Below are 19,182 nucleotides of genomic sequence, written 5' to 3' on the forward strand. Positions count from 1 at the left end.
CGGCTCCGGCCCGGACACCTGCCGGTGTCCGGCACCGGAACCATCCGCCGTGCTCCCCGCACGTCATGCTGCACGACGGCATCCGGCCCACGCATTGCCGTATCCCGGCAGCGTTCATTAGGGTCTGCATGCCGGTCAGCCGCTAAGAAGGCGTCACCGGGGCGTCAAGAATGCGGGGGACGACGTGACCGAACGGGAGATTCCCGAGCAGTATCTCGACGGCTACGCCCACATCCTGGCCGAGGTCGCGGCCACCGGCCGACGCCTCACCAGGGACGAGATCGCCTCCCGCCGCGCCCTCGGGGAACAGGCCGCGGACGCCGGCTTCGGGCTGCGCGCGCTGGTCCACGCGCACCTGGCCGCCGCCCGGGCGAACTGGTCTGACACCCCCGGCTCCGCCGACAGCGCACTCGCCGCAGTCCAACAGGTCATCGACGCCTTCGCGGAGGGCTACGAACACGCCCAACGCCTCGCCGTACGCCAGGAGGAGGCCTCACGGCGCGAGTTCATCGACGACCTTCTCTACGGCCGCAGCGACCTGGGCCGCCTGGCCGAACGCGCCGAACGCTTCGGCCTGCGTCTGTCGCACGCGCACGCTGTCGCCGTAGCGCAGGGCCGGGTCTCCTACGAGGAGGGCGCCCCGGTGCCCCGGCAGGTGGAGCGCGCGCTCATCTCCCGTTTCGGCGACCGCAGCATCCTGCTCACCACGAAGGACGGGCGGCTGCTGTGCATCGCGCCCGGCCACCAGGACGAGGTGCTCACGCATTTCGCCAAGCAGGCGTACGCCGCGACCGACGGCGGCCGGGTCGCCATCGGCCGCCCCCAGCAAGGACCCGGCGGGGTCGTGCAGTCGTACGAAGAAGCCCTGAACACCCTCGAACTGGCAGACCGCCTAGCCCTCGACGACCCGGTCCTGCGCGCCGCCGACCTGCTCGTCTACCCGGTTCTGACCCGCGACAGGCAGGCCATGGCCGACCTCGTCCGAAGCGCCCTCGGCCCGCTCACCACGGCTCGCGGCGGCGCCCAGCCCCTCCTGGACACCCTCACCGCCTACTTCGACTCGGGCTGCATCGCCGCCGAGGCCGCCCGCCGCCTCACGCTCAGCGTGCGCGCCCTGACCTATCGCCTGGAACGCATCCACAAGCTCACCGGCGCCAACCCGGCCGACCCGGCCCACCGTTACATGCTCCAGACCGCCGTCATCGGCGCCCGCCTGCTGGACTGGCCCGCCAAGGACCTGTGACGCCCGGGCCTTCCAGGCGTTCGTGCGCGGCGATCGCCGGCGTGTTGGCAGCATCCACAATGAGCGCGGCACGTCCGTACCGGTGGACCAGATCGTCCACGACGAAGCCACAGACGGCCTGTGCCGGCCCGCGTCCGCGGGTTGCGGGGTGAGTGCATACCCCGGCCATGTACCCGCAGCCGATTGCTGACCACGCATCGGCCGCGACCGCCAAGGGCTCCGCGGCTGCGCCGCTTTCCAGGCTGCCGAGGATTCCGGCGCATCGGCGTACGCCGATGCGCCCGGTTGTGCGTATGAGTCAGGGAAGGGGCGGCCTCGAAGGCCAGTCCCGCACCCCAACTGCCGTGCCAGAGAGGCGGAACGCGCACTTCAGCGTCTGGTGGATGCCTGGGCGGGCCCGATTTCTCCCACGGGATGGAGGGCGTCTATTTCAAGGACGCCACGGACGAAGACGGCAACGTGATCCCGCAGGGGCAGATCCGCAAGGATCCCTGGGTGGTCATCGAGCTGGTCAGCCAGGCGGTCGCGGTGCTGGAGAGGCTCCAACCCGGGCGCTCAAACGCCATGGTCGGGCCCGCAGCGGAACGTCCTTCTCCCAGGACCTGGAAGGTTTCGTGGCCTGGCGATCCCTGATGACGGCCGTGGGCCGCTGACAGCCAGCAGGTTCCGGCGCACCCTTGCCTGGTTCATCCGCCGCCGACCGCGAGGGCTGATCGCGGCCTCTCTTCAGTACGGCCATCTCCACACGCGGATGCTTCAGGGCTACCCCGGCGCCTACGAGTCCGGATTCCCTGATGAGTACGCCTTCGAGGACTGGCTCCACCGCTTGGAGTGCCTGGCCGAGGACGAGCAGGCGCTGATCGCAGGGGAGCATGTCAGCGGCCCCGCCGCAGACGCCTATCGCTACCGGGTCACCGCCGCGAACCGTGAGTTCGCCGGGCGAGTCCTCACCAGCGAACGGCAGGCGCGCGACCTCGTCGGCAGCCCGCTCCTGCAGATCCATCATGGCCAGGGCATGACCTGCGTCCTCAACCCCGGCACCGCGGCCTGTCAGCTGCGAGGAGCGATCGACGATCCGCTGGTCACCCCGGACACGGACGACTGCCGTCCCCGATGCACCAACCTCGTCCGCACCGACCGCGACATCGAGCACGTCAAGCAGCAGGCGGCCCAGCTTTCCAAGGCCGTTGACGACCCGCTCGCGCCACGAATCCGTCACGGGCGCGAACGGCACGAACCGGCCCGGCTGAGGAAGATCATTCGCGTTCACGAGGAAGGAGCCGGCGACCGATGACCGCGGTCTCAATCGAACATGAGACGGACCCCGTCCGGCGGGCGATCGTCACCGCGATAAACCGTCTCTTCGCCGGTACGCCACAACGGTCCAACGGCCGGCTCAATGTCTCCCAACTCGCCATCGAAGCCGACGTCAAGCGATGGCACCTGACCCATCAGCACCCCGACCTCAAAGACCTCTTCCAGGCCCAAGCTGCGCGAGCGGAGGCCTGATAGTGGAGCGTTCTGCGGGCGTGGACTCGGCAGCAGACGTGGCGAGGGCCGCCCGGACCCTGTTGGGTCCGGGCGGCCCTCGTAGGCGGGGTGGATCAATCAGTGGCTGCCGGTGAGTTCGCCGCTGAGTTTCTCGTGGATCTGGGCGCTCGGCTTGTTCAGGCCGATGATCTCGACAGTCTTGCCGCGCTGGGCGTACTTGGTCTCGATCGCGTCGAGGGCGGCTACTGAGGAGGCATCCCAGATGTGGGCGGCGGTCAGGTCGATGACGACCTTGTCGGGGTCGGTGGCGTAGTTGAACTGGCCGACGAGGTCGTTGGAGGAGGCGAAAAACAGTTCGCCGGTCACGGAGTAGACGACGCTGCCGCCGTCGGGGTCGGTGACGGCGGTGACGTGGGCGAGGTGGGCGACGCGTTTGGCGAAGATGACCATGGCGGTGACGGAGCCGACGACGACGCCGATGGCGAGGTTGTCGGTGGCGACCACGCAGACCACGGTGATGACCATGACGGCGATCTCGCCGGCGGGCATCCGCTTCAGGGTCTTGGGGGCGATGGAGTGCCAGTCGAAGGTCGCGAAGGACACCATCACCATCACAGCGACCAGGGCGGCCATGGGGATGTCGGAGACGACCGGTCCGAAGACGATGCACAGCACCATCAGGAAGGATCCGGCGAGGAAGGTGGACAGGCGGGTGCGGGCGCCGGACACCTTCACGTTGATCATCGTCTGGCCGATCATGGCGCAGCCGCCCATGCCGCCGAAGAAGCCGGTGACGATGTTGGCGATGCCCTGGCCGATGGACTCGCGGGTCTTGCTTGAGTGGGTGTCGGTGATGTCGTCGACGAGCTTGGCGGTCATCAGGGACTCCATCAGACCGACCAGCGCCACGGCGAGTGCGTAGGGGGCGATGGTGGTCAGGGTGTCCATCGTGAAGGGCACGTCGGGCAGGCCGGGGACGGGCAGTGAGGAGGGCAGCTCGCCCTTGTCGCCGACGGTCGGCACCGCGATCCCGGCAGCGACGGTGATCACGGTGAGGATGACGATGGAGACGAGCGGCGCCGGGATCACCTTGATGACCTTCGGGAAGAACACCATGAGGGCGAGTCCGCCGATGACCAGCGGGTAGACGGGCCAGGGCACGTCGTGCATTTCGGGGACCTGCGCCATGAAGATCAGGATGGCGAGGGCGTTGACGAAGCCCACCATCACCGAGCGCGGCACGAACCGCATCAGCTTCGCGACGCCGAGCGCGCCGAGAATGATCTGGAAGACGCCGCCCAGGATGACTGCGGCGATCAGGTAGCCGAGGCCGTGTTCGCGGTTGAGCGGGGCGATGACCAGGGCGATGGCGCCGGTGGCGGCGGAGATCATCGCGCGGCGCCCGCCGACGATGGAAATAGTCACGGCCATCGTGAAGGACGCGAACAAGCCGATGGCGGGATCGACTCCCGCGATGATCGAGAACGAGATCGCCTCGGGGATCAGTGCGAGGGCGACGACGAGGCCGGCCAAGACCTCGGTGCGCCAGACCCTCGGATCGTTCAGCCAGTCGGGGCGCAGGCCGCGCAGGCGGGCGGCCGGGGACAGTGCGGACGTGGACAAGAGCAGGTCCCTGTCGTGCTCGGGCACGCCCGTCGTCGTTGCGGGGCGTGCAGGAAGGCGCCGGATAGCCGGGGCGGCCATCCGCGGAGCCCGCGTTCGGCGGGCTGAAGTAGAACGCGGCAGCGGGTACGAGCGAGGGCTCCGGGCGCTGCTTCAGGGGCGAAGGGTCACGGCGGGCAGGCGGCGGCGCTGGGCATCATGGGCATGCGCACGCTCTCTCCCGCAGGCATCGGTCTTCGCCGGGGGCATCGTCGGCCCCGACACGGCTGACGGTCACGGGAACGATCCCGGACCATAGAGGCGGGGACGGCACGGAACCGACCCCGACGATCATTTACTCTACCCTAACGTTACGGTAGAGATCGACCTCGGCCGCCTGTGGCCTTGGTGACAGAAGAGGAAGGGCGCCCGCGTGAGCAGCGAGCACATGCAGATCGGCGAGGTCGCCGCGCGGACCGAGCTGTCACTGCGCACGATCCGGCACTACGAGGAGACCGGCCTGGTCATCCCCTCGGCCCGCTCGCAGGGCGGCTTCCGTCTCTATACCGAGGCCGACGTGGCTCGCCTGATGGTGATCCGCCGGATGAAGCCGCTCGGTTTCACCCTGGACCAGATGCGCGACCTGTTGGAGGCCACCGACCGCCTCGACTCCGGCGAGGAACTGGCGGCGGCCGAGCGCGAGGCGCTGCTGGAGTGCGTGCGCGGCTACGAGCAGAACGCGGCCGAACAGGTGGAGAAGCTGCGTACGCAGCTGGCGCGAGCGGAAGAGTTCGCCGCCACCTTGCGCGAACGCCTCACCCGCGTCCCCGCCCTCTGACCCCTCCCCCCGAGGCCGCGACTCGGCGGGTCAGCGCGTCCGCGAGGACGGCCAGGGAGTCGACTCCGCGATGCTGTTGAGGGCCTGCGCCGCCCTCTCGTACTTTCTCTGCTCTGGCGCGATGCGGTGCGCGATCAACTCCTCCATCACGACAGATGGGACCGCGTCAACCCCTGACGTACTTATGGTCTCGAGCAGATCCGTGCTCGTGGCGCCGAGCTTTGCCTTCTCCAGGAGGTTCGTGAGCAGGAATCAAGCTGCCGGCCTACCCCCCCTGGCCCACGCTCCGAAGCCCGCCGCCGCCCGCGCTCTCACCTCATCTGACCCTGCCTGCCATTGAGCCAGTGACGCCGTCGCAGGCCCGTCGGCCGCCCTCGCACCCTCCCATCACCCTTGCCCCGACCGTTGCGTGGTAGCTCAGGTGGCCAGGAACGGCTTGACCGTGCGAACGAGTTCCTCAGGGTGATCGAACTGCGGTAGGTGCGTGCCCGGGGTCCGCAGCAGCTCAGTCCCGAGGCGGGCGGCGAGCCAGGTAGCGACCTCGTGGAAGAAATCCGGGGAGTCCTGGCTGATCAGGGCTCGGGTGGGCGCGGTGATTCCGGCGAGCGCCGCGTCGTCTGGGCAGTACGGCTCGAACGTCCCCATCTCGACACCGAAGAGCGTCTCGCCGTTCGCCAGCATCCTCTGACGCAGCCGCGGCTCCAGCTGCTCCCAGTTCTCGTCGCCGGAGGCAAACCGCATGAAGTGTTCGACGGCCGACTCAGGGCCTCCGGCGGCCATGCCTGCCTCGACGACTGCCCGCACGGCGGCCTGGGCCTCGCCCGCGTTCTTCACCACGGACTGCAGCGGGGGCTCGTGCAGTACCGCGCTACGGACGACGGCGGGATGGCGTACGAGCAGGTCCAGGGCGACGATGGCCCCATAGCTGTTGCCGTACACGGCAGCGGGAGCGAGCCGGAGCGCGGTGAGCAGGGCGGCCGCGTCGTCCGCCTGCTCGGCCACCGAGGTCGTTTGCCACCCGGCGGGACGCGGACTGCGCGAGTTGCCCCGTCGGTCGTAGCTGAGGACGGTGAACTCGTCGGCGAGCAAGTCCGCGACCCGCTCGAAGGTGCCGGCATCGCCGCCCGCACCGGCGATGAACAGCACCGACGGGCCGGTGCCGCGCAAGTCGTAGTAAATGTCCGTCCCGTTGACGGCAATCGACGGCATGGCCTCCCCTTCGCTCGGCGCGGGTCTTCCCGCCCTGCGCTCGGATTCTGCCGCTCCGGCCACCCGTGCACCTCGGACGCGGCGCACGTGTCGCCGGTGGGTGGGCGTGTCGAGCGGCTGAACGGGGGCCACCGCGTTACGGCCTCCGAACGGGCGCAAGACCTACTGCCGCATCAGCAGACCTGCGGTGCGGTGGCGTGGCGTACCTTTTGGATTCCACTCCGCGGCGGGCGTCCGTCAATCTGTGCTGGTGGCAGAGCGAGTGCGGGTTCGTGAGATCGGCCTCGATGGCCGCAGTCCGGCGGCGGCGCTGGATGCGGGCCGCCTCGATCGGGGCCGCCTGCTCGCCGGTTCCGGCGGCGGTCTTCGACAACGCCCGCGCGCTGAGCGTGCGCATCGCGAGGGTCTGCCGCTCGACAGCCTCCGCGAGGGCCGCGTCGACGTGCCGTCCCGGCCGGGCCGCCTGGTGTGCGGCGAGCGCCTGGCGGTAGCCCTCGGATGCCGACTCCCTTGTCTTCACCGGCCCTTGGGCGCCTTCACAGTCTGCGGGGCGTGATCGTCCGGCGCGGGCGCGGGCATGGAGTCGGGGGGAGGATCCGCAGGCCGCGCACGACCGTGCGGCTCGCCGGTGGGTTCGCCGCCTCGATGACGCGGGCCTGCACCAGGCGCAGCTTCGTCGCCCAGCCCGCCACTCCGGGCAGACGGTGAGTCAGCCAGAGTCGGCGTCGTAGCCGACGGCCGCGACGTGCCCGGCGAACTCCAGGTACCGACCAAATACGCTGATGAGGTGCTGTGAAATCGCCCTGAGGTCATTTCCCGCAACAGCGATGATCTTTTCCCGCCCCATAGCCCCAGTTCCAGCGCGTCCGGCGTGGCCGCCGCAATCGGCGACACGCTCTGTGCACCCTTTTGCGGATCAGTCCGCCACCCCGCGGAACAGTGTTCTATGGCCACAGTCCTATATCGGCTTCCCGACAACTCCGCTAGAAGAGGGGCTTCACATGACTGTGGGACAGATGCGATTCGGCACGACCAACGACGCCGGTGCGGACTCGACCAACCTGAGCTCCAATGGTGCTGGAGGGCACGGGACATTTCGCGTCACCGGTAGTGGCAACTTCGGACTGGCCATCGCCGCTACCGGGGATTTTACGGGCATCGTGGCCCGTGGCCAGAATGAGGGAGTATGGGCCGAGGGCGGGCAGCAAGGTACAGGTCTCCGTGGAACATCGTCCGACGGAACCGGGGTGGCCGGAGTCAGCAATACACATACGGGCGTGGTGGGGCAATCCTTTACCGGCAATGGCGTCAGAGGGCTCGTCCTGCACAACAGCATCGGCGCCGCGGGCGCGCTTGGAGAGGCGATGGGGCTTAACGGCAACGGGGTGATCGGCCAGGCGAACAACGGGTCCATCGCCTACGGCATCTGGGGCAGGAGCACCAGTGGCTACGCCGGATATTTCCAAGGCAAGGTCACGGTCACCGGCACCCTGACCAAGGGGGCCGGCGGATTTCTCATCGACCACCCGCTCGACCCGGAGAACCGCTATCTACTGCACTCGTTCGTCGAGTCCCCCGAGCGGCTGAACGTGTACAGCGGCACGGTGGTGACGGATGCCGACGGGGCCGCCGTCATCGAACTGCCGGATTACTTCGAGGCCCTGAACGAGGACTTCCGTTACCAACTGACCGCCATCGGCGCCTTCGCCCAGGCGATCGTGACGCAGGAGGTACAGGACAACCGCTTCGCCATCGCCACCGACCGCCCCGAGGTGAAGGTTTCCTGGCAGGTGAGCGGTGTCCGCCAGGACGCTTTCGCGCGGGCGAACCCCTTGGTGGCGGACGAGGAGAAGCCCGAGGAGGAACGAGGCACCTATCTGCACCCCGACGCCTGGGGCAAGCCGGCAGAGGCGGGTAGGGACTTCGCGCGGACCGCAGCGCTGGACGAGCAGCAGATGGAGCCGCTCAGCCCCGACTACCGCATGCCGCCCGGTGTCGGTGGTGAGGAACAAGCCTGAGCCCCCTGGTGGTCGAGGTGCGCACCGCCGTCTCCGCTGCTGGCTGGCCGATCCTGCGTCCGCACGCCGACTGCCCGGCCGCCCGACTGGGCGCAGGGAGAGCGGGGCGTGGAGGATGGCGCCTTGGATGCAGCACGTCAGGTACTCGTCGATAGCCGCGCCCGGAACTATGTTGCCCCGCCACATGTGCGCCTGACCTACATGTTTCTCCGGGATGCCGACACGTGCCCGTCCCCACCGCACACATGGAAGTGGCGCACATGACCTCCGCGACCACCGCTCCCCCACCACCAGCGAATCTCCGTCGCATCGTCGCCGCGAGCCTCATCGGCACCACCATCGAGTGGTACGACCTCCTCATCCACGGCCACGCCGCCACCGGATAAGGCCGCACTCCTCGGTTCGGGGGGTCCGGACCCCCACCGGACCATCAGTCTCATTTGAGATCATCTCCACGATTGACCGCCCCCACGATGAACGCTGTAGCGGCTTTCGCGTGTGCTCGCCGCGAGGCACCTACTCACCCTCGACGGGGAAATCGGACTCCATCTTGCGCGGCAAGCGCAGCGACTCGACACACCGCGCCCTCCCCGGCCGAGTGCACAACTGGTGCACACTCGACCGGCGACTCCTGGGGAATCCCGGGAAGTGGAGGGAAGTGCTCCGCAACCAGCAGGACGATTGCCCAGGTCAGCAGGGGTGCAGGTCAGGCCCAGGACGTCACTGGTGTAAACGAACTGTCCTGCCGGAACAGGTCCGTTCCGTCCGACCGTTCCACCCGCAGCTGGTAGCTGTAGTGCCGCAGGTAGTAGCCGGGATAGTTGTACGACTCGAAGCGGATCGAGCCGCTCGACGTGCCCGTGCGGGCGACGAACGTGGCGTCCTTGGCGAACGTCGACGTCCCGTCGTTGGCGTCGAAGCGGGCCCGGTAGTCCCAGTGGCGGAGGTACCTGCCGGAGGAGTCGCGGAAGGAGTAGCCGTTCGCGTCGGCGAGACCGGCCACGACGGTGAACGTCGAGGCCTGCTTCTCGGCGGTGGTGCTCGTGCCGCTGACCACCGGGAGGTTGAGCAGGGAGGACTGCACCTGCCAGTAGCGGGTGGAGTAGTTGGCCGACTGGAAGGAGCGGGTGACGTTCTTCGCCAGGGCCGGGCCGCCCGAGACGGTCTCCTTGATGACCGTGAAGTGACGGGCCGTTCCCGAGACGGCGGGCAGGGCGGCCGGGGCGGACCAGGTGGCGAAGGTGTCGTAGCTGTCGCTGTAGTAGTAGGTGCCGTCGCCGTAGCCGTCGAAGAACAGGCGCCAGGCGCCGTTGTCGAGCTGTACCAGCGCGGGGCCCTCGCGGTAGCTGCCCCAGCCCGCCCAGTTGCCGGTGCGGGAGATCGTGTAGGGGCCGGTGAGGTTCGAGGCCGTCGCGTACTCGATGTACTTCGTCGTCTCGTTCTTCGTGAAGGCGTGGTAGGTGGAGCCGATCTTCACGATGAAGGTGTCGATGTGGTTCGCGCCGATGCCGGAGAGCGCCACCGGTGAACTCCACGCGGTCAGGGAGGAGTTCGTGGCCCTCAGCAGATACGGCGTGAAGATCCACTCGTCGTTGGTGGTCGAGCAGGACACGATGACGTTCACGCTGCCGTCGCTGTCGACGAACCACTCCGGCGCCCACGCCCGGGAGAGATTGGTGATCGGAACCGTGTAGTCGTACAGGAACGTCCAGTTGACCCGGTCGGTGCTGCGGGCGAAGCCGATGGTGGTGCTGGTGTCCTGCCAGGTGTGGGTCGTGTAGGTGATGTAGTAGTAGCCGTTGGTGTGCTTGAAGATACTCGCGTCGCGGATGCGGTTGCTCGGCGGCGTGTAGGCGGAGGCCTTGGCCAGCCGGAAGTCGGTGGCGTCGTCCGACTGATAGACGTTCACGGTCCCGTCGTTGCTGTTCAGGAACGGCACGATGGTGTAGCGGGTGGCCGAGCCGCTGGGCGGTGCGGCCGCCAGTGCCGTGCCGAGCAGGCCGGGGGCCTCGCCCAGGATCAGCGCCGAAGCGGGCAGGGCGGCCATCGCGCGCAGCACGCTGCGGCGGGACGGGGTGTGGGGACGTCTGATCACGGGCGGCTCTCCCTCAACGGGGTTCGATATTACGAACATAGTTCGGAAATTCGATCAGAAGGTAGGGGCGAGGTCCGGGCGCGTCAATGGTTTGCGCAGCGACAGGGGGGACCTGGGAGAAACCTGTGGTGAACCTGGGAGCCGCACCGGGCGTAAACGTTCCGCCGTCGACCCCCTGGAGGTTACCGTTCGGTAGACAACGTCGTCCCGGAGGTGCCCGTATGACACCCGACCGTGCCGTAGGCCTCGCCGAGTCCGTCCGCGCGTTGGCCGGCGGGGAGGTGACCTCGCGGGCGCTCGTCGCTCGGGCGCTGGCGCGGATCGAGGCGACCCAGGGGTCCGTCAACGCGTTCCGGGTGGTCCGGGCCGAGGCCGCGCTCGCCGAGGCGGAGGCCGCGGACGAGGAGCTCGCCGCCGGAGTGCGCCGGCCGTTGCTCGGCGTGCCGGTCGCGGTGAAGGACGACATGGACGTGGCGGGCGAGCCGACCGCGTTCGGCTGCAGCGGGGAGTTCCCGCCGGTCACCGAGGACGGCGAGGCGGTGCGGCGGCTGCGCGCGGCCGGTGCCGTGATCGTCGGCAAGACCAACACCTGCGAGCTGGGGCAGTGGCCGTTCACCGAGGGGCCCGCCTTCGGCGCGACCCGCAATCCGTGGCACCCGGACCACACGCCGGGCGGCTCGTCCGGCGGTTCCGCGGCCGCCGTCGCCGCCGGTCTGGTGCCCGCCGCGCTCGGCTCGGACGGCGCCGGCTCGGTGCGGATCCCCGCCTCCTGGACCCACCTGATCGGCATCAAGCCGCAGCGCGGCCGCATCTCCACCTGGCCGCGCGGCGAGTCGTTCCAGGGCATCACCGTCAACGGCACCCTCGCCCGCACGGTGGCCGACGCGGCCCTCCTGCTGGACGCCGCCGCCGGCAACCACGACCTCGACCCGCACCGGCCGCCGGCGATCAACGCCTCCGAGGCGGTGGGCCGCGACCCCGGCCGGCTGCGCATCGCACTCTCCCTCAAGCCGCCGTTCACCGCCGTGCCCGCCCGACTGCAACCCGAGGTGCGGGCCAGGGTCGTCCAACTCGCCGAGAAACTGAGCGGGTTGGGGCACCTCGTCGAGGAGGCGGATCCGCCGTACGGCCAGATCGGGCTGACCTTCGTCCCCCGCGCGACGGTCGGCATCGCCGAGTGGGTGAGCGCGACGCCGTTCCCCGCACTGCTCGACCCGCGCACCCGGGACGCCGCCCGGCTGGGCCGGCTGCTCGGCGGGGTGCCGCTGCGGGCGGCCCGGCGCGCGGAGGCGCTTCTGCACCGTCGCATCGGCGCGTTCTACGAGTCGTACGACGTGATTCTGGCCCCCACCACCGCCGCTCCCCCGCCCCGGATCGGCGCGATGCTCGAACTCGGCGGCTTCGCCACCGACCGCGCGATGATCGCCGCCTGCCCCTACGCCTGGCCGTGGAACGTCCTGGGCTGGCCCGGCATCAACGTCCCGGCCGGATTCGTGGGCGGGCTGCCCGTCGGCGCCCAGTTGCTGGGGCCGGCGAACAGTGAGCCCCTGCTGATCTCGCTGGCCGCGCAGTTGGAGGCGGAGCTGCGCTGGCACGAGCTGTGGCCGCCGCAGCAGGGCGAGGAAGAGCCCATCGCGGTCGTCTGAGGCGGCACCACCCCTTCGGCGCAGGCCCTACCCTGTGGCCATGGACGACGCGTCGATGGTCGGGCTCATGGGGCGGGTCACGGGGGACGATCGGGCCGGGGCTCGTCGGCGAGGTGATCGTCCGGGTGCGCGGCGGCGCCGAGCACTTCCTCGCCTGTCCCGCCTCCGCCACGGACCGCATCGAGCGGGGCACGGTGGTGATGGTGGAGTACCTGCCGCCGAGGACCGTCTACGTCCAGGCCGCGTACGACAGTTGAGCCCGCTCGGGCGCAGGTGAGAGCCGTCCGCGTCAAGCTTTCGGCAAGGATCCGCCGGCGCCTGTACCCGGGCCGCGCGCAGGCGCACACTCCCTTCGTTCGGTGCCGAAAGGGCACCATGCAAAGGGGGCGAATGCCGATGGTCGTTGGCGTCGTCGCGGGGGCGGCGGCAGCCGCCGTCCTCGGCCGCGGCCCAGGCCAGGGGGCTGGCGGAGGCCGAGGCGACCAAGGCGAAGGGCCTCGCGGAGGCGGCGGCCATCACGGCCCGTGCCGCCGCCCTGACCGAGAACCAGGAGGCCGTGGTCGCCCAGCAACTCGCCGAGAACTGGCCGGAGATCGTCAAGGCCGGCGCGTCCGCCTTCGGCAACGTCGACAACAGGTGCTGCTCAACGGGCCGACGGCATGGCGGACATGTTCGCCAAGGCGCTCACCATGGGCAGTACCGGGCTGGGGCCGGCCCGTCAGCTGCTCGCGTCGATGGACCGGAACGGGCGGGCGTCGAGCGGGACTTCCCCGCTCAACGGGCTCGCCCAGAACCAGAAGGTGCCGATGGACGAGACGTGACCCGGCGGGCGTGCGCGCGGGGGGCAGTCTCCAGGCCCTGTCGTCAAATTCCCGTCGTCCGCCCGAAGGGCGGGCCGCGCGGCGTCAGAGTGCGTGCATGGCGTCGCGCGGCAGGCGGGAATTTGACGACAGGGCCTAGGGTGCCCCCGTGAGCATCTCCACCGATGAGAACGTCCCGGGCCGGTTCGGTCCGTCAGCCACCTCCGAAGTCGACCCCCGCGAGGTCGGCAAGGTGCGCACCGAGTACTCCCCCGCGCACGACGGCGACCCCGACCCCGGGGAGATCGTCTGGACCTGGGTCCCCTTCGAGGAGAACGACGGACGGGGCAAGGACCGCCCGGTGCTGGTGGTGGCCCGGGAGGCCGCCGGCACCTTCCTCGCCGTGCAACTGTCGAGCAAGCGGCACGACGCCGGGTGGGCGGGCGGGAGAAGAGGTGCCCGCGAGTGGGTCGCCATCGGCAGCGGGCCGTGGGACCGGACGGGCCGCGACTCCTGGGTGGACGTGGACCGCATCCTCCGGCTGCACGAGGAGGGTATGCGCCGGGAGGCGTGTGCGCTGGACCGCGGGCGGTTCAACCTGGTGCGGCACCGGCTGCACGAGCGCTACGGCTGGAGCTGACGCTCCGGGAACGCTCGTACGAAGGCCTCTCGCACCACGCTGCCCGGCGTGCGGTCCAGGATCCCGAACACCACGTGCTCGAAGGCCGAGGCGAACCGCCCGTCGGGCCCGAGCAGTGCCCGGAACGCCCCGGCCACCTGCGCCGGGTCGTTCTGGAACACCCCGCAGCCCCACGCACCCAGCACCAGCCGCCGGTACCCGTGCGCCGCGGCCGTCTCCAGTACGCGCTCGGCCCGTACGGCCAGCGCGTGCGGCAGCTCGGCCGTGCGCTCCGGGGCCGTACGCCGTATGACGCCCGCGTTCGGCGCGGCGGCGGTCAGGAAGCCGACCGTGTACGGCTCGTCCAGCAGACGGCCGCGGTCGTCGCGGAAGACGGGCACGCCGGGTGAGTGGGTGACGCGGTCCGTGTAGAACGGGTCGCGGTGGGCGCGGTGGTGGTCGTAGAACTCACGGGCCCCGAGCAGACACGTGTACAGCGCCGAGGCGCGGCACAGGGCCTCTTCCTGGGCCTGGGCGCCGTTCAGGTAGCCGCCGCCGGGGTTGCGGGCCGAGGCGAAGTTCAAAACGGCCACCGGGCCGGAGATCCGCCGGGCGGCCTCCAGGCTGCTCTCGCCCGTGACCTCGAAGAACGTCTCCACTGCGGGAGCCTGCGGCACCGGCACCGGGTCCGGCCCGTGCATCCGCGTGCCCTCCCGGGCGGCGTCGATCGCCGCCCCGACGGACACTTCGCGGCCGTCCGGCGCGCGGTACGTCCCGGCCGCCACGATCTGTTCCGTCTGCTGCGCGATGCCGCGCAGGCGCGCGCTCATGGCGCCACCCCCGTGCGCGCCATGAGCGTGCGACCGCGTCGGCTGCGCACGATCTCCCCCGTGGTGATCTCCCCCGTCGTGCTCACGCAGGCATCCTGAGCGATGCTGGTCCTGCGGTGCAACAGAGTTTCCCGGGCCCGACAGCCGACCGAAAACGACCGGGAAAGTCCCTGCGAACGCCCGGAGAGCGGAGGTTACCGACCCGGAACGTGCCGGTACGCACCCTTGTGCGATGCGACGCGAGCGTCTTGGGTGGGACGAGTGTGCCGGCCCGCCCACAAGATCCGGGCCGGGCGGCATCGTGGACTCTCAGGAGGATCCCGACATGTCAGATTCGGTGAGTGACTGTAAGGAGCAGCCTCGCACCGCAGTCACCGAAGCCGAGGTGGAGGCCCTGGTCCGGGGCATCTGCTTCAAGACCGGCCCACCCCGCACCCTCGGGGTCGAAGTGGAATGGCTCGTCCATGAGCTGCGCAGTCCGCGGCTCCCCGTGACACCCGAACGGCTCGAAGCGGCCTACGCCGCACTGCGGACCGTGCCCCTGAGGTCGGCGCTCACCGTCGAGCCCGGCGGCCAGCTGGAACTGAGCTCGCCGCCCGCCACCTCACTGATGGAGTGCATCGGTACCGTCTCCGCCGACCTCGACGCCGCCCGCGCGGTACTGCGCGAACACGATCTCGGTCTCGTCGGCATCGGCAACGACCCCTGGCGCTCGCCCCGCCGGTTCCTGCGCGAGCCGCGCTACGACGCCATGGAAGCCTGTCTGGACCGCACGGGCCCGGCCGGCCGCGCCATGATGTGCACCTCGGCCTCCGTGCAGGTGTGCCTGGACGCCGGATACGAGGAGCCCGGCCCGCTCGGGCACGGGCGGCGCTGGTGGCTGGCGCACCAGCTGGGCGCGGTCCTGGTCGCCGCCTTCGCCAACTCCCCGCTGGCCGGGCGTGAGCCCACGGGCTGGCTCTCCACCCGGCAGCTGCTGTGGATGGAGATCGGCGCGGGTCGCGCGGGCGCACCCCCGCTGGACGGCGATCCCCGGGCCGCCTGGGCGCGGCACGTGCTGGACGCGCCGGTGATGTGCGTACGGCAGGACGGCGGCCCGTGGCACGTCCCGGACGAGCTGACGTTCCGGGAGTGGACCCGGTCGGGGGTGCCCAGACCGCCGGTGCACGAGGACCTCGACTACCACCTCACGACGCTGTTCCCGCCGGTCAGACCGCGTGGCCATCTGGAACTTCGGATGATCGACGCGCAGCCCGGCGAGGACGGCTGGATCGTGCCGCTCGCCGTGACCACCGCGCTCTTCGACGACCCCGAGGCCGCCGAGACCGCCTACCGCGCCGTGAAGCCCCTGGCCGAGCGCTCCCTGTCGCTGCCGGCGCCGCACAATCCGCTGTGGATCGACGCGGCCCGCTCGGGCCTCGCCGACCCCGAGCTTCAGGAGGTGGCCGTCGTCTGCTTCGCGGCGGCACTGGAGGCCCTGCCCCGGCTCGGGGCCGCCGCCGAGGTCACGGACGCCGTGGCGGCGTACCGGGACCGCTATGTGATCAACGGCCGCTGCCCCGCCGACGACCTGCTGGACGAGCTGTACGGCACGGAACGCACCCTGCACGGGAAGGACATCCGCACATGACCGACCCCGCCCTCGACGCGGACGCGCTGCGCGAGCGGGCGCTCACCACCCTGACCACCGCCCGTGCCCGTACGACCCTGCTGACCTCCTGCGTCGACGACCCCGACCTCACCGCCCAGCACTCGCCGCTGATGTCCCCGCTGGTGTGGGACCTCGCGCACATCGGCAACCAGGAGGAGCAGTGGCTGCTGCGGGCGGTCGCGGGGCGGGAGGCGATGCGGTCCGAGATCGACGGCCTCTACGACGCCTTCGAGCACCCGCGCGCCGAACGGCCCTCGCTGCCGCTGCTGCCGCCGACCGAGGCCCGGCACTACGCCTCCGAGGTGCGCGGCCGGGTGCTGGACCTGCTGGAAAGCACGGCCTTCCACGGGACGCGGCTGACCGAGGCGGGCTTCGCCTTCGGGATGATCGCGCAGCACGAGCAGCAGCACGACGAGACGATGCTGATCACCCATCAGCTCCGCAAGGGGCCGCAGGCCCTGACCGCCCCCGACCCGGAACCGGCCCCGCTGTTCACGGGGCCGTCCGAAGTCCTCGTCCCCGGCGGTCCGTTCACCATGGGCACCTCGACCGAGCCCTGGGCACTGGACAACGAACGCCCGGCGCACCGGCGCGAGGTGGCGCCCTTCTCCATGGACACGACCCCGGTGACGAACGCCGCGTACCAGGCGTTCATCGAGGACGGCGGCTACGACACCGAACGCTGGTGGACACCGGAGGGCTGGGCGCACATCCGGCAGCACTCCATCAACGCCCCGCTGTTCTGGCACCGGGACGGCAAGCAGTGGCTGCGGCGCCGCTTCGGCGTCACCGAGGTCGTCCCGCCCGACGAGCCCGTACTGCACGTGTGCTGGTACGAGGCCGACGCCTACGCCCGCTGGGCGGGGCGCCGGCTGCCCACCGAGGCCGAGTGGGAGAAGGCCGCCCGGCACGACCCGGCCGGTGACCGCTCGATGCGCTACCCGTGGGGCGACGCCGACCCGGCACCGGAGCACGCCAACCTCGGCCAGCGGCATCTGCGCCCGGCCCCGGCCGGCAGCTACCCGGAGGGGGAATCGCCGCTCGGTGTACGGCAGTTGATCGGCGACGTGTGGGAGTGGACGGCGAGCGACTTCCTGCCCTACCCGGGGTTCCAGGCGTTCCCGTACAAGGAGTACTCGGAGGTGTTCTTCGGCCCCGAGCACAAGGTGCTGCGCGGCGGTTCGTTCGCGGTGGACGCGGTGGCCTGCCGGGGCACCTTCCGCAACTGGGACTATCCGATCCGGCGGCAGATCTTCTCCGGGTTCCGTACGGCCCGCTCCGTGGGGGACGTCTGATGTGCCGTCACCTCGCCTATCTGGGCCCCGAGGAGCCGCTCGGCAGGCTCCTCGTGGAGCCCGCGCACGGCCTGTACCGCCAGTCGTGGGCGCCTCGGCGGCAGCGGTACGGGACCGTGAACGCCGATGGTTTCGGGGTCGGTTGGTACGCCGAGGGGGACCCGGTGCCGGCGCGCTACCGCCGGGCCGGGCCCATCTGGGCGGATCTGTCCTTCGCCGATCTGGCCCGGATCGTACGGTCCACCGCGCTGCTCGCCGCCGTACGGGACGCGACGCTGGCGGGCGCCGACGCGGAGGCCGCGGCGGCGCCGTTCGCCGCGGGCCCCTGGCTGTTCAGCCACAACGGCGCCGTGAAGGGCTGGCCGGGCTCCCTGGCGCCGCTGGTCCCGACCCTGCCCGCGACGGATCTGCTGTCGATGGAGGCCCGCAACGACTCGGCGCTCGTGTGGGCGCTGGTCCTGGCCCGGCTGCGCGGCGGCGACGAGCAGGGGCAGGCGCTGGCCGACACCGTCCTGGAGGTCGCCGAGGCGGCCCCCGGCTCCCGGCTGAACCTGCTGCTCACCAACGGCGAGACCATCGCCGCGACCGCCTGGGGCGACACGCTCTGGTACCTGCACCGGCCCGGCGGCGGCACGGTCGTGGCCTCCGAGCCCTACGACGACGATCCGCACTGGCAGGAGGTCCCCGACCGCACCCTCCTCGCGGCGAGCGGCACCGATGTGCTGCTCACCCCGCTGAAAGACCCGAGCGACGCCCTGGCACCGGCACGACCGAAGGAGCCCAGCACGTGAGTCCGTTCCTTCTCACCCGCACCCTGCCCGAGGACGCCACCGACGCCGCACTGCGCGCCGACGTCCTCAAGGGCCTGACGAGCACGCCCAAGACGCTGCCGCCGAAGTGGTTCTACGACGCGCGGGGCAGCGAACTCTTCGAGCGGATCACCGAGTTGCCCGAGTACTACCCGACGCGCGCCGAGCGCGAGATCCTCGTCGGCCGGGCCGGGGAGATCGCCGCGGTCACCGGCGCCCGCACCCTCGTCGAACTGGGCTCCGGCTCCTCGGAGAAGACGCGGTACCTCATCGACGCGCTGACCGAGCTGCACACCTACATCCCCGTGGACGTCAGCGACAGCGCGCTCACCCAGGCCGGGCACGCGCTCATCGAGGAGCGGCCCGGGCTGGACGTGCACGCGCTGATCGCCGACTTCACCGGCGGGCCGGCCCTGCCGGAGACGCCGGGTCCCCGGCTGGTGGCGTTCCTCGGCGGCACGATCGGCAATCTGCTGCCGGCCGAGCGGGCCACGTTCCTCGCCTCCGTCCGTGCCCTGCTCTCCCCCGGTGACGCGCTGCTGCTCGGCACGGATCTGGTCAAGGACGAGAGGGTCCTGGTCGAGGCGTACGACGACGCGGCCGGGGTGACGGCCGCGTTCAACAAGAACGTCCTGACCGTGATCGACCGGGAACTGGGCGCCGACTTCGATCCGGGTGCCTTCGACCACGTCGCCCTCTGGGACGCGGACAACGAGTGGATCGAGATGCGGCTGCGCTCCCGTACGGCGCAGACCGTGAAGGTGCCCGCGCTCGAACTCGCCGTCGACTTCGCGGCGGGCGAGGAGATGCGCACCGAGGTATCGGCGAAGTTCCGGCGGGACGGTGTCCGCGCGGAACTGTCGGCGGCCGGGCTGGAGCTGGCCCACTGGTGGACCGACGGTCAGGGCCGTTTCGCGCTGTCGCTGAGCGTGGCGCGGTGAGAGCCTGTGGACAAACTCCCGTCGTCCGCCCGAAGGGCGGGCGCTGCGGCGTCGTGGGGGCACCTCCCGCCCGAGCCGTGCGAAGCGCGGTTCGA

General features: G+C 70.6%; 19 protein-coding genes and 2 pseudogenes. 15 read left to right on the top strand and 6 right to left on the bottom strand.

Going from position 1 to position 19,182, the window contains the following annotated elements; all coding sequences use genetic code 11:
• Nucleotides 1-184 precede the first annotated feature (184 nt).
• Nucleotides 185-1,243, top strand: coding sequence for a CdaR family transcriptional regulator (locus QQM39_RS03050; RefSeq protein ID WP_301995031.1), 1,059 nt, complete (start codon nt 185-187; stop codon nt 1,241-1,243).
• On the opposite strand, the gene QQM39_RS03055 is transcribed toward QQM39_RS03050, so the two are convergent.
• Nucleotides 1,200-1,412: a GNAT family N-acetyltransferase gene (locus QQM39_RS03055; RefSeq protein WP_302003462.1), complete on the bottom strand. Its 213-nt coding sequence runs from the start codon at nt 1,410-1,412 to the stop codon at nt 1,200-1,202. The genes QQM39_RS03050 and QQM39_RS03055 overlap by 44 nt on opposite strands.
• Nucleotides 1,413-1,657: 245 nt before the next feature.
• On the opposite strand from QQM39_RS03055, the gene QQM39_RS03060 reads away from it, so the two are divergent.
• From QQM39_RS03060 to QQM39_RS03070, 3 genes are all read left to right on the top strand, one after another.
• Nucleotides 1,658-1,876 (top strand): hypothetical protein, encoded by a 219-nt coding sequence (locus tag QQM39_RS03060; protein ID WP_301995032.1) that lies wholly within the window; start codon nt 1,658-1,660, stop codon nt 1,874-1,876.
• Nucleotides 1,877-1,994: 118 nt separating this feature from the next.
• Entirely contained in the window at nt 1,995-2,537 is a 543-nt protein-coding gene (locus tag QQM39_RS03065; RefSeq protein ID WP_301995033.1) for a hypothetical protein, read from the top strand.
• Nucleotides 2,534-2,752: a hypothetical protein gene (locus QQM39_RS03070; RefSeq protein ID WP_301995034.1), complete on the top strand. Its 219-nt coding sequence runs from the start codon at nt 2,534-2,536 to the stop codon at nt 2,750-2,752. The genes QQM39_RS03065 and QQM39_RS03070 overlap by 4 nt, the downstream gene beginning before the upstream one ends.
• 99 nt (nt 2,753-2,851) lie before the next feature.
• Here the strand turns inward: QQM39_RS03070 and QQM39_RS03075 are convergent, their stop codons facing one another.
• A complete protein-coding gene (locus tag QQM39_RS03075; RefSeq protein WP_301995035.1) occupies nt 2,852-4,357 on the bottom strand; it encodes a SulP family inorganic anion transporter in 1,506 nt (501 codons plus the stop codon).
• A gap of 412 nt (nt 4,358-4,769) precedes the next feature.
• Between QQM39_RS03075 and QQM39_RS03080 the strand changes: the two genes are divergently transcribed.
• Nucleotides 4,770-5,174, top strand: a complete 405-nt coding sequence (locus tag QQM39_RS03080; RefSeq protein ID WP_301995036.1) for a MerR family transcriptional regulator — start codon at nt 4,770-4,772, stop codon at nt 5,172-5,174.
• Nucleotides 5,175-5,591: 417 nt separating this feature from the next.
• Here QQM39_RS03080 and QQM39_RS03085 read toward each other — a convergent pair whose 3' ends face one another.
• Nucleotides 5,592-6,383: an alpha/beta fold hydrolase gene (locus QQM39_RS03085; protein ID WP_301995037.1), complete on the bottom strand. Its 792-nt coding sequence runs from the start codon at nt 6,381-6,383 to the stop codon at nt 5,592-5,594.
• 136 nt (nt 6,384-6,519) lie between these two features.
• Nucleotides 6,520-6,903: a hypothetical protein gene (locus QQM39_RS03090; protein ID WP_301995038.1), complete on the bottom strand. Its 384-nt coding sequence runs from the start codon at nt 6,901-6,903 to the stop codon at nt 6,520-6,522.
• 481 nt (nt 6,904-7,384) lie between these two features.
• On the opposite strand from QQM39_RS03090, the gene QQM39_RS03095 reads away from it, so the two are divergent.
• Together QQM39_RS03095 and QQM39_RS03100 are read left to right on the top strand one after the other, a co-directional pair.
• Nucleotides 7,385-8,401: a hypothetical protein gene (locus QQM39_RS03095; protein ID WP_301995039.1), complete on the top strand. Its 1,017-nt coding sequence runs from the start codon at nt 7,385-7,387 to the stop codon at nt 8,399-8,401.
• A gap of 260 nt (nt 8,402-8,661) precedes the next feature.
• The gene (locus QQM39_RS03100) at nt 8,662-8,787 is read left to right on the top strand and encodes a hypothetical protein (protein ID WP_302003948.1); all 126 of its coding nucleotides are present in this window, start codon (nt 8,662-8,664) and stop codon (nt 8,785-8,787) included.
• A gap of 320 nt (nt 8,788-9,107) precedes the next feature.
• Here QQM39_RS03100 and QQM39_RS03105 read toward each other — a convergent pair whose 3' ends face one another.
• Nucleotides 9,108-10,496, bottom strand: a complete 1,389-nt coding sequence (locus tag QQM39_RS03105) for a glycoside hydrolase family 43 protein (RefSeq protein WP_301995040.1) — start codon at nt 10,494-10,496, stop codon at nt 9,108-9,110.
• Nucleotides 10,497-10,717: 221 nt separating this feature from the next.
• Here QQM39_RS03105 and QQM39_RS03110 point away from each other — a divergent pair, with 221 nt between their 5' ends.
• The 4 genes and pseudogenes from QQM39_RS03110 (at nt 10,718) to QQM39_RS03125 (ending at nt 13,582) form a co-directional block, all read left to right on the top strand.
• Complete coding sequence (locus QQM39_RS03110; RefSeq protein WP_301995041.1) at nt 10,718-12,142, top strand: amidase; 1,425 nt, start codon at nt 10,718-10,720, stop codon at nt 12,140-12,142.
• Between the two features lie 55 nt (nt 12,143-12,197).
• A pseudogene (locus tag QQM39_RS03115) lies at nt 12,198-12,399 on the top strand (hypothetical protein).
• A gap of 182 nt (nt 12,400-12,581) precedes the next feature.
• Nucleotides 12,582-12,963: pseudogene (locus QQM39_RS03120) on the top strand (flotillin domain-containing protein); the annotation flags it as partial.
• Nucleotides 12,964-13,111: 148 nt separating this feature from the next.
• The gene (locus QQM39_RS03125; protein WP_301995042.1) at nt 13,112-13,582 is read left to right on the top strand and encodes a type II toxin-antitoxin system PemK/MazF family toxin; all 471 of its coding nucleotides are present in this window, start codon (nt 13,112-13,114) and stop codon (nt 13,580-13,582) included.
• Here the strand turns inward: QQM39_RS03125 and QQM39_RS03130 are convergent.
• Nucleotides 13,567-14,391 (bottom strand): TIGR02452 family protein, encoded by an 825-nt coding sequence (locus QQM39_RS03130; RefSeq protein ID WP_301995043.1) that lies wholly within the window; start codon nt 14,389-14,391, stop codon nt 13,567-13,569. The two genes, QQM39_RS03125 and QQM39_RS03130, sit on opposite strands and share 16 nt — an antisense overlap.
• Before the next feature lie 325 nt (nt 14,392-14,716).
• Between QQM39_RS03130 and egtA the strand changes: the two genes are divergently transcribed.
• Genes egtA through egtD form a run of 4 tightly spaced genes read left to right on the top strand, consistent with a single transcriptional unit; the run spans nt 14,717 to nt 19,087 of the window.
• A complete protein-coding gene (gene egtA, locus QQM39_RS03135; protein WP_301995044.1) occupies nt 14,717-16,021 on the top strand; it encodes an ergothioneine biosynthesis glutamate--cysteine ligase EgtA in 1,305 nt (434 codons plus the stop codon).
• A complete protein-coding gene (gene egtB / locus QQM39_RS03140) occupies nt 16,018-17,337 on the top strand; it encodes an ergothioneine biosynthesis protein EgtB (protein ID WP_301995045.1) in 1,320 nt (439 codons plus the stop codon). The genes egtA and egtB overlap by 4 nt, the downstream gene beginning before the upstream one ends.
• The gene (gene egtC / locus QQM39_RS03145; protein ID WP_301995046.1) at nt 17,337-18,128 is read left to right on the top strand and encodes an ergothioneine biosynthesis protein EgtC; all 792 of its coding nucleotides are present in this window, start codon (nt 17,337-17,339) and stop codon (nt 18,126-18,128) included. The genes egtB and egtC overlap by 1 nt, the downstream gene beginning before the upstream one ends.
• Nucleotides 18,125-19,087 carry an L-histidine N(alpha)-methyltransferase gene (egtD, locus tag QQM39_RS03150; RefSeq protein ID WP_301995047.1) on the top strand — a complete coding sequence of 321 codons (963 nt, stop codon included), beginning with the start codon at nt 18,125-18,127 and terminating at the stop codon, nt 19,085-19,087. The genes egtC and egtD overlap by 4 nt, the downstream gene beginning before the upstream one ends.
• The last annotated feature ends 95 nt before the right edge of the window (nt 19,088-19,182 follow it).

Origin of the sequence: Streptomyces sp. DT2A-34 (assembly GCF_030499515.1) — a bacterium.
In the GTDB taxonomy this organism is placed as follows: Bacteria; Actinomycetota; Actinomycetes; order Streptomycetales; family Streptomycetaceae; genus Streptomyces.

Bases quoted from the DNA above. Each gene is read 5' to 3' on its own strand.
- QQM39_RS03065 (WP_301995033.1), top strand. From the start codon at position 1,995: ATGCTTCAGGGCTACCCCGGCGCCTACGAGTCCGGATTCCCTGATGAG.
- QQM39_RS03095 (WP_301995039.1), top strand. From the start codon at position 7,385: ATGACTGTGGGACAGATGCGATTCGGCACGACCAACGACGCCGGTGCG.
- QQM39_RS03085 (WP_301995037.1), bottom strand. From the start codon at position 6,383: ATGCCGTCGATTGCCGTCAACGGGACGGACATTTACTACGACTTGCGC.
- egtA (WP_301995044.1), top strand. From the start codon at position 14,717: ATGTCAGATTCGGTGAGTGACTGTAAGGAGCAGCCTCGCACCGCAGTC.
- egtC (WP_301995046.1), top strand. From the start codon at position 17,337: ATGTGCCGTCACCTCGCCTATCTGGGCCCCGAGGAGCCGCTCGGCAGG.
- QQM39_RS03130 (WP_301995043.1), bottom strand. From the start codon at position 14,391: ATGAGCGCGCGCCTGCGCGGCATCGCGCAGCAGACGGAACAGATCGTG.
- QQM39_RS03055 (WP_302003462.1), bottom strand. From the start codon at position 1,412: ATGGCCGGGGTATGCACTCACCCCGCAACCCGCGGACGCGGGCCGGCA.
- QQM39_RS03070 (WP_301995034.1), top strand. From the start codon at position 2,534: ATGACCGCGGTCTCAATCGAACATGAGACGGACCCCGTCCGGCGGGCG.
- QQM39_RS03100 (WP_302003948.1), top strand. From the start codon at position 8,662: ATGACCTCCGCGACCACCGCTCCCCCACCACCAGCGAATCTCCGTCGC.
- QQM39_RS03060 (WP_301995032.1), top strand. From the start codon at position 1,658: ATGGAGGGCGTCTATTTCAAGGACGCCACGGACGAAGACGGCAACGTG.
- egtB (WP_301995045.1), top strand. From the start codon at position 16,018: ATGACCGACCCCGCCCTCGACGCGGACGCGCTGCGCGAGCGGGCGCTC.
- QQM39_RS03110 (WP_301995041.1), top strand. From the start codon at position 10,718: ATGACACCCGACCGTGCCGTAGGCCTCGCCGAGTCCGTCCGCGCGTTG.